Annotated in this window: 10 protein-coding genes and 1 pseudogene; 5 read left to right on the top strand and 6 right to left on the bottom strand. The window is 59.7% G+C overall.

Features of this window, described 5'->3' with window-relative positions:
* Window positions 1-334, top strand: a pseudogene (locus NW814_RS07350) (glycine dehydrogenase (aminomethyl-transferring)); the annotation flags it as partial.
* Window positions 335-342: 8 nt separating this feature from the next.
* On the opposite strand, the gene NW814_RS07345 reads toward NW814_RS07350, so the two are convergent.
* The 3 genes from NW814_RS07345 to NW814_RS07335 all read right to left on the bottom strand — a co-directional run bounded on the left by NW814_RS07345 (window position 343) and on the right by NW814_RS07335 (window position 2,959).
* A complete protein-coding gene (locus NW814_RS07345) occupies window positions 343-1,125 on the bottom strand; it encodes a hypothetical protein (protein WP_414405775.1) in 783 nt (260 codons plus the stop codon).
* A 295-nt stretch (window positions 1,126-1,420) separates the two neighbouring features.
* Complete coding sequence (locus NW814_RS07340) at window positions 1,421-1,990, bottom strand: hemerythrin domain-containing protein (RefSeq protein WP_414405774.1); 570 nt, start codon at window positions 1,988-1,990, stop codon at window positions 1,421-1,423.
* A gap of 96 nt (window positions 1,991-2,086) precedes the next feature.
* On the bottom strand, window positions 2,087-2,959 hold the full coding sequence (locus NW814_RS07335; RefSeq protein ID WP_414405773.1) for a tRNA (5-methylaminomethyl-2-thiouridine)(34)-methyltransferase MnmD: 873 nt from the start codon (window positions 2,957-2,959) through the stop codon (window positions 2,087-2,089).
* A gap of 117 nt (window positions 2,960-3,076) precedes the next feature.
* Here NW814_RS07335 and accD point away from each other — a divergent pair, with 117 nt between their 5' ends.
* Both accD and NW814_RS07325 read left to right on the top strand, forming a co-directional pair.
* Window positions 3,077-4,021, top strand: coding sequence for an acetyl-CoA carboxylase, carboxyltransferase subunit beta (gene accD, locus NW814_RS07330; protein ID WP_414405772.1), 945 nt, complete (start codon window positions 3,077-3,079; stop codon window positions 4,019-4,021).
* Between the two features lie 180 nt (window positions 4,022-4,201).
* On the top strand, window positions 4,202-4,576 hold the full coding sequence (locus tag NW814_RS07325; protein WP_414405771.1) for an STAS domain-containing protein: 375 nt from the start codon (window positions 4,202-4,204) through the stop codon (window positions 4,574-4,576).
* A 33-nt stretch (window positions 4,577-4,609) separates the two neighbouring features.
* Here NW814_RS07325 and NW814_RS07320 read toward each other — a convergent pair whose 3' ends face one another.
* Complete coding sequence (locus NW814_RS07320) at window positions 4,610-6,796, bottom strand: NAD-binding protein (protein WP_414405770.1); 2,187 nt, start codon at window positions 6,794-6,796, stop codon at window positions 4,610-4,612.
* Between the two features lie 514 nt (window positions 6,797-7,310).
* Here NW814_RS07320 and NW814_RS07315 point away from each other — a divergent pair.
* Together NW814_RS07315 and dcd are read left to right on the top strand one after the other, a co-directional pair.
* Entirely contained in the window at window positions 7,311-7,958 is a 648-nt protein-coding gene (locus NW814_RS07315) for a cob(I)yrinic acid a,c-diamide adenosyltransferase (protein WP_414395241.1), read from the top strand.
* Window positions 7,959-7,986: 28 nt separating this feature from the next.
* On the top strand, window positions 7,987-8,580 hold the full coding sequence (dcd, locus tag NW814_RS07310; RefSeq protein WP_414395239.1) for a dCTP deaminase: 594 nt from the start codon (window positions 7,987-7,989) through the stop codon (window positions 8,578-8,580).
* 14 nt (window positions 8,581-8,594) lie between these two features.
* On the opposite strand, the gene accC is transcribed toward dcd, so the two are convergent.
* Both accC and NW814_RS07300 read right to left on the bottom strand, forming a co-directional pair.
* Complete coding sequence (gene accC, locus NW814_RS07305) at window positions 8,595-9,959, bottom strand: acetyl-CoA carboxylase biotin carboxylase subunit (RefSeq protein ID WP_414395237.1); 1,365 nt, start codon at window positions 9,957-9,959, stop codon at window positions 8,595-8,597.
* A gap of 134 nt (window positions 9,960-10,093) precedes the next feature.
* The gene (locus NW814_RS07300) at window positions 10,094-10,504 is read right to left on the bottom strand and encodes an FHA domain-containing protein (protein WP_414405769.1); all 411 of its coding nucleotides are present in this window, start codon (window positions 10,502-10,504) and stop codon (window positions 10,094-10,096) included.
* Window positions 10,505-10,535 lie beyond the last annotated feature (31 nt).

Genomic DNA, 10,535 nt, shown 5'->3' with positions numbered 1-10,535 from the left:
GCCGGTGCCGGGGACAATGATGGTGGAGCCCACCGAGAGCGAATCCCTAGAAGAGCTGGATCGCTTCTGTGAGGCAATGATCGCCATTCGCCAGGAGATTGCTGCCATCGAGCGGGGCGAGATGGATCCCGTGCGCAATCCCCTTAAACTTGCCCCCCACACCGCCGAGGTAGTGGCCGCCGACCACTGGGATCGCCCCTACCCTCGCTCCCTAGCCGCCTATCCCCTCCCGTGGGTCAAGGAGCGCAAGTTCTGGCCCAGCGTCAGCCGCATTGACAACGCCTACGGGGATCGTCACCTGGTGTGCAGTTGTCAGCCCTGGCTGGAAGGCTAACCCTCAGATCAAGCCGCTTGTGGTTTCACTTGGACCAGCTCTGAGCAAGAGGAGAGGAGTTGCTCGGCCTCTTGCATAAGGCGCTCAGTCTCTGGCAGCGAGGCCAGCACCAGGGGCAGCACCTCCTCATCGGCCTTGACGGCATTCTCGGTTTCTTGCAGGAGATTGATCGAGTCCTCGGTAAGCAGGTCAGCCACCTGCGACAGTTGCGCCTTCAGCGAGGCGTTCTCTCGCTCCAATTGCGCCAGCCGCGCTTGCAGGCTATCCACTTGCCGATCTCGCTCTCCCAGGGCTGCTTCCAGCTCACGGTTGCGGGCCTCCAACGCTTGGCGGGCTGCCTCTGCTTGGTTCAGCCGTTCTGTCAAGCTGGCCAATTCCTCCTCCAAACTGGTGAGGCGACTCAACTGTTGCAAAAGTTGGGCATTCTCTGCTTCCAGTTTTTCAATCAACGCCTGAGCGCTCAACAGATCTGCTTTGGTGGACTCCAGCTCGTGACAGACTTGGTCATAGTTGGCAATCAGCTCGCCCAGCCGAGCTTCTCTCTCCCGAAGTTCTTCTCGCAGGGAACGGACCAAGCGATCCCTTTGTTCGACACACTGCTGTAACTGTTCGATGTGCTGTTGTAAGATGGGCAGTTTAACCAAAGCCTTCTGGGCCGTGCCAAGAAGTTTCCTGAAGCTCTCCTGCAGGCGGCTGTGGGATTGATCCAGTTTGTCGAAAGCTTCGTTAAGGGAAAGGTAGGCCTCGCATAGTTTCATATAGCGCTGGGCCAGAGAAGGAGAGTAATCCATGGTGGGGGCTCCAGGTGGGGCATTGCCTCTATTTTATCGATCCTTTTCTAAAAGCATTGTTTGCTACAAACACCTTGGGATTAATCTTGCTTTAACGTTTTCGCCTCAGTCTTCACCGGGATAAACTCCATGGCACTGCCTTCGGGCCAGCTTTGGATTCCAGGCTGACATGGGTTTAGGCCCTAGGAATCTGCCTGGGTCAGAAATCCTCCCCAGCCGGCAACAACTGCAAGATAAAGACTGAAGCAGCCCTCGTCGGCTAGAGAGTAGCGGCCAGCGCTGCGTCTTGGGAGGGCTAGCAGCGTTCAGGGGACAAGACAGGGCGGGTTACCGCTTGTCGCTCCCACTCCTCCATTTTGGTGCGACGGCTGTTGGCGGAACTTTGGAAGGTAGTGCTAGCCTGCAGCCGTTTGCGGAACAGGCGCAGTTGCTGCTCTTCCGCCTCGAGAGAAACATGTTGGGCAAAGAGCGGCTGTACAACTTTCTCCTCCTGCATAAACTGAGCCCGCAATTGCTGGTACAGATGCAGGGCTGCCCCCAGATCCAACCGCTGCGGGTCACGCTCCGCCTGGTGCAAAAAGCAAGTCAACTCCGGGATCTGATCCCGCATCTGCTGCTCCAACCCATCGAGCTGGCTGAGGCGGTCGGGATCCGCCCCTAGAGCCGCCCTAAGCAGGGGGTAGAGGGCGTGGCGCTCCAATTGAATGTGGCGGGAGAGGCGCTGCCGCAACCTTTGGACAAAGAGGCGCTGCTGCTCCAGATCCAACTGAGAAGCTCGGGACAGGTTCAGAAAGGCCTGCAGGATGACCCGGTGCTGATTGGCCCAAAGACCAACCAATGTACCGCCAGCGGGGGAGGAAGCCACGGCTACCTCAGGAAATCGCTCTCTTCATCGTAACTTTACTTCATCAAGACAAGATTAGGAAGCGAGGCAGTAGACTCCCGCCTCTTTCCTCCTGAATTAGGTTTGGCCAAGCCAGCGGCGTTTCCAGGCAGAAGTGGGCTCAAGGGGTGAAGTTTGCTGTTCTCGCTGGCGCTGCAGCCGGATTTGGGCTCTGTCTCCCCTCAAGGTGGGATCCCGGTAGGGCACAGCGGCGCGGGTTTTCAGGTGCTCCCACTCCATAGGCGAGAGAGGCGGTAGGTAGTCTGGCTGAGGTGAGGCCACCGTGCCCGGCCAGGGGCGGCCCAGCGGGGGCGTAGAGCCGATAAACAGCCCCGCCTCCAGGAGAGCTGCCCGCACTGCCGCTGCACAGGAATAGGTGGCCAAGATGCCGCTGGGGCGCATTCGCTCAGCCACCGCCCGCAAGAAGTCCACCGTCCACAACTCCGGGCAAACGGCAGGAGAAAAGGGATCCAAAAACACCGCGTCCGCCCATCCCCGCGGCACCTGGAATAGGGTTTGGCGGGCATCTCCCCACAGCAGAGTTCCGCGCCAGCGGGGTGATTGCCAGGATCCCTTCTCGATAAAGTGTTGCCACTCCTGGCTAAAGCTCCAAGTGGATCCCACCCCCACCTGCCAGGCCTGGCGGGGCACCTCTGGGGATCGCTCTAGGCCAATGACTTCCACGCGGCAGTCGGGCCGCACCTGCCAAATGGTCTCCAAGGCGAGGCCGGAGTTGTAGCCAAGGCCAAAGCAGATATCCAAAAGGCAGATGGGCTCCTTGGGGTCCCGCTCCAGGGGCAGCCGATCCAGCCGGCAAGGGCGGACGAACTTCTCCAGCGCCTCCTGGGCAGCGCCGCTGACGTTGTGGAAAGCCTGCCCGAACTCCTGAGAGAAAAAAGTCAGGGAACCATCCCCTGTGGTCAGTACCTGCCACTGGGTCTCTGGAGTCATGGTCTCTATCCAGTTTGGCGATTGCCTGAGGGCTTGAAGACGTTAAGATAGATTTCAAGGCCTACCAGCAGGGCCTGAGGATCTCAGCACTTGCTATCCTCAGCCAGGGGAGGAACCATGTCTCTACTGGATTGGTTTGCCGAGCGGCGCAAGCAGACTTCCCTTAACTTAACTGGCAGTAGCCCCTTTGACAAAGAGCGGCAAGTGCGGGAGATTGCCGACGGCCTCTGGCAGAAGTGTCCAGCTTGCGACGCCCTCACCTACACCAAGGATCTGCAGCAGAACTGGCAGGTTTGCCCGAGCTGCGGCTACCACTATCGCATTACCGCCCCAGAGCGGCTGCAACAGCTTTTGGATCCCGGCTCCTGGCAGCCCCTCGACGACCACCTGGCGCCTACCGATCCGCTGCACTTTTTTGACCAAAAGCCTTACAGCGAGCGTTTGGCCTCTTACCAAGAGCGCACCCAGCTCAAGGATGCCGTCCTGACTGGGTTGGGCACTTTGGAAGGCAGGAGGGTGGCCATTGGGGTCATGGATTTCCGCTTTATGGGCGGCAGCATGGGCTCGGTAGTCGGCGAGAAGATCACCCGTCTTACCGAACGGGCCACCTGCGATCACCTGCCCCTGATCATTTTCTCGGCCTCGGGGGGAGCCCGCATGCAGGAAGGGATCCTCAGCCTCATGCAGATGGCCAAGACAGCAGCCGCCCTGCAGAGGCACCGCGAAGCTGGGCAGTTGTTTATTTCGGTACTTACCCATCCCACCTACGGGGGGGTAACAGCCAGCTTTGCCATGTTGGGGGATTTGATCCTAGCTGAGCCGGGTGCCCAGGTGGGGTTTGCTGGGCCCAATGTTATCGAGCAAACCATCGGCAAGGGCAAGCTCCCAGAGGGCTTCCAGACTGCCGAATACCTGCTGTCTCATGGGCTTATCGACGCAATTGTGCCGCGGACCGAGCTGCGCAAGCGCTTGGCCCAGTTGCTGGCTATGCACCGCCCTCGCTTGCCCAGGTCCCTTCCCGCGTTCGATTCGACTTACGCCCTCGATCCGGCCAAAGTCTGAATAAAGTCCCATTGGAGAGGTGGATGACTGGGGAAGCCAGATCTAGCTAGCTCCCGTCTTCCCTTTTGGCTGCAAAAGAAGTTTCTGGCGTAAGCTATATAGCGGAGTTTTCGCGGGATTTTCTGCAACCGAGGGTGCTAAGGTGGGGCATGAGGTTTTGACGGGAAACGATGAATTTCGATGAATTTTAAGCTGCGCATCCGTACCGCTGAAACCCCGCAAGGGCAAAAGCTAGCCATTGTGCCCCTGGAGGGTCGTTTTGATGCCAAGGCCGCTTCCGAAGCCCGGCAGTTGCTGCAGCAGGTTTTGGATTTTGGCTACACCAACCTGTTGATCGACATGTCAGCGGTTACTTTTATGGATAGCTCCGGCCTGGGGGTGCTGATCTCAGCCTTGCGCAAGTGCCGGGCTGCTGGTGGCCATCTCGGCCTCTGTTGCGTTCCCGAAAGCGTCGCCCTTGTCCTCCGCCTGACCTCAATGGAAAAGGTCTTGACCTGTTTTGACGACCTGGAAACGGGCATCGCCAACTTCCCCACCGCTTCCTCCGACCTCTAGCCGATACTTTTTCTATGCCCCTGACCTTGAGGCTCAGCCATGCAGCCGGCCTCGATACCTTGGGATCCGCTCGCTGGCCTGCACGTGGGCAAAGACCTGCACCTCGGTGCTCATTTTGCGAAGCTGGCGGGCCAACTGAATGGCCTTGTCGCGGGGGAGAGGGGGACTCACTACCGCCGGCAGACAGCGCAACAGTGGCCTCAGCGCCGTTTTGGGCAGCCGCGCATAAAACGCCAAGGTGGAGAGAATCTCGTCTTCAAAGTAGGGGTTGCGATATTCCAGGAGCCGCACTTGATAGAGCTCCGGCGGCAGAGGCCGCCCCTGGGCCAGGCGAATCAGGGATCCCACCGTCCCCATCACGTACAAGCGATCCCCCCGTTTCAACACAGTCTCCCCCTCTTTCTGCCAGATCTTGGGAAAAACACAGGGCCGGTCCGGTCGGGAGTGATGCAGCAGGATCGCCAGGTCGTAATCCTGGGCCAGTTGTCGCAAGGATAGCCCCAGGTAAGGGTCATGGGCCGAGACCTCCAGCCGCGTTTCCCCCTCCCAAGTCAAGGTGCCGTAAACGGCTCCCGCCAGCGCTGCAGTAGCAAAAGCGCGCGCCCCCAGGGCGGTGGGGCTGTAGCTGATCCCCAGGGCCTGCAGATGCCGCTGCATTCGCGCCGCCACCTCGGCATCAGTAATCCGCAAAATGGTGCGGATGCCGGGGTGTAGGCTGTGGGCAGTTAGGGCAGTCTCGAGGTTGGTGAGATCGTCAGGAGTCGTGCAGATCAGGCAGCGGCTGCTTTGGATGCGGGCCTGTTGCAGGGTGCTTGCTAGAGCGTAGTTGCCCCGGATCACCACCGCCCCCTCCCGTTCTGCCGCCCCCAGCAGGGGATTGTCGGCGTCGGGCTCCACCGCCACCACCTCATAGCCCATCTGCCGCAGCAACTGCAGCACCAAGTAGCTCAGCCGTCCCAACCCCGCGATCACCCCATGATCCCCTTTGGGCATATGGGCAGCTCGGCCCAAGCCGAAGCGGCTGCTTACCAACTTGTCGGTCACCAACCCATAGATCAACCCCACCAGAGCAGCCCCCACCAAGGTCATGACCACCGCCACTACCTTCACTCCTAGGGGGGTCTCCGCCTGCTGAAAAGCCTCGATGTCGCCATACCCCCCCGTCAACACCACGATGGTTAGCAACAGAGCGTCGAAGACCGGCTTGCCGATCACCCTGAAATTGATCACCCCTATCACCAACATGGCCCCCAAGGTGAAGGCGAGGGTGCGCACGATGGGCTTGACCTGCAGCAGTCCTTGCAGGCTTCTGCGCAGCCAAGATAGGAGCCGGCTGAACGACTTGCCGCGCCGTCGTTGTCGTTTGTCTTGCACCTGTCCACTGGCCCAGCGTTGCGCCCGCGAAGAGCCGCGCCTTCCGTTGCGCTCCAACAGTTGCAGGTAGGCCCGGGGGTCACAGATAACCAAAATGCGATCCCCTTCCAGCAGCTTTGCTTCGTGGTCGAAGTCATCAAAAATCCGAGACTCGGAAAAGTTGGACAGCCCGTCCACCGGGTAGTGAAACAGCACCCGCGCCCGGAAGGTCTCCTCCAGTTCCGAGAGGGGCATGTGCAGCAGACGGGAGTTGTAGCCAATGGTCAGCTCCACCACGTTCCAGAGGGTGGTCTCTTGGGGGGCGCCAAAATAAAGCGGATCCGCTAGCTCCGGCGGCAGCGTGGCCGGCTGCGCCTCCAGCTGAGGCAGCTCGAAGTAGCCGACAAATTCGTCCGAGACAGCCTTGAGGGCAAAGGCCGGAGCCGCCAAGCCCGCAACCGACAGGGAAAAATGCTGCGGCAAAATCGAGTCCAGGTAGCGGGCAAGGCCAGTGTTAAACAGACGAGAGACAATGCGCGCCTGCGGGTTGAGATCTCGAATCAAGAGGGCCAGCTCGAAGTTGGCTTGGTCATTGTCCTCCAAAAGCAGCGCCACCTTGATCCGCTCAATCCCAGCCCGGCGCAACACCTCCGCCTGCTGGGGATCCCCCTCTAGGTATTGCCATTCCCCTTTCCGAGAAGGCGGCAGGCAGGGAGCCACCACCACTGCCCGCTGTCCAAACTCTTCCAGAATCTCGAGCGTCAACTCCGCTAAATCGTTGTAGCCACAAACCAGAATGGAAGCACCTGGGTCGCGGCCATTGTCCTGCAGTTGCGCAGCCAGCTCTTGGGAAAGGGAGCCCGCCATACCCTGTCACCTGCTCTGCTCCCTTTATACCCAGGACGGCAGGATCCCCCTCTTATCTGGCCGAGCTTGGGAAAGAGGCTGCTGCTAGTCCCGGCTCCCGACCAGAAAAAAAGGCAGCGCAAGCCCCGGCATTCATAGCAAGTGCTCTGCGCCGCTGCCGCGAGGGGGATTAGGGCATGGCGTCCCCCACAGGCTCGTGGTATATCTGGCCCTGTGTAGCCCCCCAGCGAGTAGAAACCTAGCCGCTACAAGCCGTGAAAAAATCTCTATCCTCTAGAGCTGGGGAGAACGTCCAAGGAGAGCTGTAGGGGGTGTTTCATGGAATCTGTAGCCGACACTTGGTCCACTTCTAGGCTCTGCAGCCTAGCGGCCGTTGCTACCTCGGCAAGGGGTAGCGGAGCTTTGGTGCGGGTTATGAATGGCGCTTCTAACCCGTAGTTCCGCCGCTGTAGGGTCTTGTCCTTTAGCCCACTCCCAAGATAAAACGGTGGTTCGCACTGCCTCCCTTAGCCCTATGCCTTCCCCCAAGGACGCTGTTTCTGTTGCCCCCGTCAAACAGCCTGCCGCCCAAGCCAGCTCTACTGGGGGCGAGTCTTTTCTCCAAGGGTATGGAGCCTTTCCCGCCCACCTCATCCCCCAGGGATCGCTGCAGCTCTACACCCAGCCCGGCCGGGGCATGTTCACTCCTGTGATGGTCCAGGCCCTGCGCTTGGCTGGTCAGGGAACGCGGGTGTTGATTGTGCAATTCCTCAAAGGCGGGATTAAGCAAGGGCCGGAGAACCGGGTTTTGCTGGGCAGTTCCCTGGAGTGGGTTCGCTGCCGTCTACACCGCTGCATTGATACGCCGCATCTGGAGCCAGAGGAGCGCGTAGCTCTAGACGAGTTGTGGCAATTTACCCAGGAGGCCGTTAGGAGTGGCCGGTATGGCTTGGTGGTGCTGGATGAGCTGAGCTTGGCCATCAAGCTGGGCTTGATCCCGGAAGAACAGGTGCTGGATTTGGTCGATCAGCGGCCAGTCTGGATGGATATGATCATCACCGGGCCCGAAATGCCGGCTTCCCTTCTAGAACGCGCTGATCTCATCACCCAGCTACGCCCCCGGCAGGAGTCCTCGCGGGCTCTGGGCAGGCGCCGGGATCCCTCGCGAGTCAGCAGTCCCTAGCACCTTCTGGTCTTGCCGTCATCTAGCCATGCTAAAGAGCGACCGCTGGATCCGTGAGCAAGCGCAGCGGGGGATGATTGAGCCGTTTTGCCCCGAATTGGTGCGGGCCGTGGAGTGGAATGGACAAATGCGGCCTGTATTGAGCTATGGGCTTTCCTCCTATGGCTACGACATTCGTCTTTCCCCCGTGGAGTTTAAGATCTTTCGCCATGTGCCCGGTACTGTGGTAGATCCCAAGCGGTTTAACCCCAAGAACCTCGAACCGGTGGAGCTTCACCACGACGAGATGGGGGACTACTTCATCATCCCTGCCCATTCCTACGGGTTGGGGGTGTCTCTCGAGCGGCTGCAGGTGCCCGACAACATCACTGTCCTCTGCATCGGCAAGTCTTCCTACGCCCGGGTGGGGCTAATTGCCAACCTGACTCCAGCGGAAGCGGGGTGGCGCGGCTACCTGACGCTAGAGTTTTCCAACGCCTCTAGCGCTGACTGCCGGGTGTATGCCAACGAAGGAGTGGTGCAGCTGCTGTTTTTTGAGGGGGATCCCTGTCAAATTACCTATGCCGACCGCCAAGGCAAGTACCAGGATCAGCCGCAGCGGGTGGTGGTGGCTAGGGTTTAGCTGTCTGCCCCAGTCTATCGTTCAGACTGGCTGCCTAGCAGGTGTTGGGCAATGAAATCCGTATGCACCTCACCCCGCAAAAAAGCCTCGTGGCGCAGGATCTGCTGGTGAAAAGGGATCGTGGTGGGCACGCCCGTGATGGCGCACTCTCCCAAAGCCCGCTGCATGCGGCGGATGGCCGCTGACCGGTTGGGCCCCCAGACAATCAACTTGCCCAATAGCGAGTCGTAGTAAGGGGGAATGGTGTAGTCGGTGTAGATGTGGGAGTCCATGCGCACCCCTGGCCCACCGGGGGGCAAGTAGGCAGTGATGGTGCCCGTGCAAGGGCGAAACTGTTGCTTGGGATCCTCGGCATTGATGCGGCACTCAATGGCATGGCCTCGCAGTTGCACATCCTTCTGGCGAAAGGTGAGGGGCTGACCTTGGGCAATGCGAATTTGCTCGGCAATGAGATCTAGTCCCGTCACCATCTCGGTTACGGGGTGCTCTACCTGGATGCGGGTGTTCATCTCGATGAAGTAGAACTGGCCGTTTTTGTCTAGCAAAAACTCCACTGTGCCCGCCCCCACGTAGTTCACCGCCTTGGCTGCTTTCACAGCCGCGGCCCCCATGCGAGCACGCAAGCTCGGGGTTAGAGCAGGGCTAGGGGCCTCCTCCAACAGCTTTTGGTGCCGCCGCTGGATAGAACAATCCCGCTCGTAGAGGTGCACCACATTGCCATGGCTGTCAGCCAAAATCTGAAACTCCACGTGGCGGGGGCGCTCGAGGTATTTCTCCAAATAGATGCCCCCATTGCCAAAGGCAGCCTGCGCCTCCCCCTGGGCGGTGCGCATCATCTTCCGCAATTCTTGGGGATCTCGGGCCACCCGCATACCCCGCCCCCCACCGCCGGCCGTGGCTTTGAGGATCACGGGGTAGCCGATTTTCTCCGCTAGCCGCAGCGCCTCCTCTTCAGAGGTGATCAACCCGCGGCTGCCCGGCACAGTCGGCACCCCCACCGCTTGCATGGTCTCCCGCGCGGTAGCCTTGTCACCCATCTTGCGCATGGCCTCTGGGGAAGGGCCAATGAAAATTAGGTTGTGGTCGGCACACATCTCGGCAAACTTGGCATTCTCCGCCAAGAAGCCGTAGCCCGGGTGAATGGCATTGGCCCCGCGGGTAAGGGCTGCCGAGATGATGTTGGGGATGTTGAGGTAACTTTTGGCCACAGGGGCTTCCCCGACACAGACTGCCTCATCCGCCAGTTGGACATGAAGCGAGTTCTGATCCGCAGTGGAGTAGACAGCCACTGTGCGGATCCCCATTTCCTGACAGGTGCGGATAATGCGCAGAGCAATCTCGCCCCGGTTGGCAATCAGGATCTTGGTGATGGGCGGCATAAACCCTGAAAGCCAGCAGCCTCAAGCCGACGGATACCACGATGCTAACGTACCCCAGAACGACGCCGGGCAAGGGGTTCTTGCGCCCCCCTACTTACCCATTGGGAGGTTGCTGCCCTGCCAGGCGTTCCATCTCACAGGCCGACGATCTGGGTATTTTCAAAGGTGGAGAGAATCCTGTCCAGATCGCAAGCCTGCCGCAAATAGGTGGCGGTGGCGTCGCTGCCAAACTGGATTTCGTCTCCATCTTCGAGCTCTCGAAACTCTACCCGCTCCCCCCGAACGTAGAGGCCGTTGGTGCTGGGGTTGCCGTGGATGTCTCCATCGATGATTTGGTAGGTAAACCCGTCGGGAGAGGTGGGAGATTCAGTCTTCACCAAAAGGGCGTGGTGGCGGGAGACGTACTGGGAGTCGATGCGAATGCTGTTGCTTGGATCCCGCCCCAGGGAATAGAGCTCAGCTGTTAGCCAGTAAGCTTTAGGCCCTTGGCGATCTTTGACGATGAGCAGGTGATTGAGAGTAAGTTGACGAGGGGACGGAGTCATGGGGGAACAACCACTGGCATAACACGAAACG

The organism is Synechococcus sp. R65.1, assembly GCF_047461755.1.
Taxonomy (GTDB): domain Bacteria; phylum Cyanobacteriota; class Cyanobacteriia; order Thermostichales; family Thermostichaceae; genus Thermostichus.
This window is presented reverse-complemented; position numbering and strand designations above follow the sequence as displayed.

Excerpts from the sequence above, each read along its gene's own strand:
- dcd (WP_414395239.1), top strand. The coding sequence starts at position 7,987 with ATGCTAAAGAGCGACCGCTGGATCCGTGAGCAAGCGCAGCGGGGGATG.
- accC (WP_414395237.1), bottom strand. The coding sequence starts at position 9,959 with ATGCCGCCCATCACCAAGATCCTGATTGCCAACCGGGGCGAGATTGCT.
- NW814_RS07300 (WP_414405769.1), bottom strand. The coding sequence starts at position 10,504 with ATGACTCCGTCCCCTCGTCAACTTACTCTCAATCACCTGCTCATCGTC.
- accD (WP_414405772.1), top strand. The coding sequence starts at position 3,077 with ATGTCTCTACTGGATTGGTTTGCCGAGCGGCGCAAGCAGACTTCCCTT.
- NW814_RS07315 (WP_414395241.1), top strand. The coding sequence starts at position 7,311 with ATGCCTTCCCCCAAGGACGCTGTTTCTGTTGCCCCCGTCAAACAGCCT.
- NW814_RS07345 (WP_414405775.1), bottom strand. The coding sequence starts at position 1,125 with ATGGATTACTCTCCTTCTCTGGCCCAGCGCTATATGAAACTATGCGAG.
- NW814_RS07325 (WP_414405771.1), top strand. The coding sequence starts at position 4,202 with ATGAATTTTAAGCTGCGCATCCGTACCGCTGAAACCCCGCAAGGGCAA.
- NW814_RS07335 (WP_414405773.1), bottom strand. The coding sequence starts at position 2,959 with ATGACTCCAGAGACCCAGTGGCAGGTACTGACCACAGGGGATGGTTCC.
- NW814_RS07320 (WP_414405770.1), bottom strand. The coding sequence starts at position 6,796 with ATGGCGGGCTCCCTTTCCCAAGAGCTGGCTGCGCAACTGCAGGACAAT.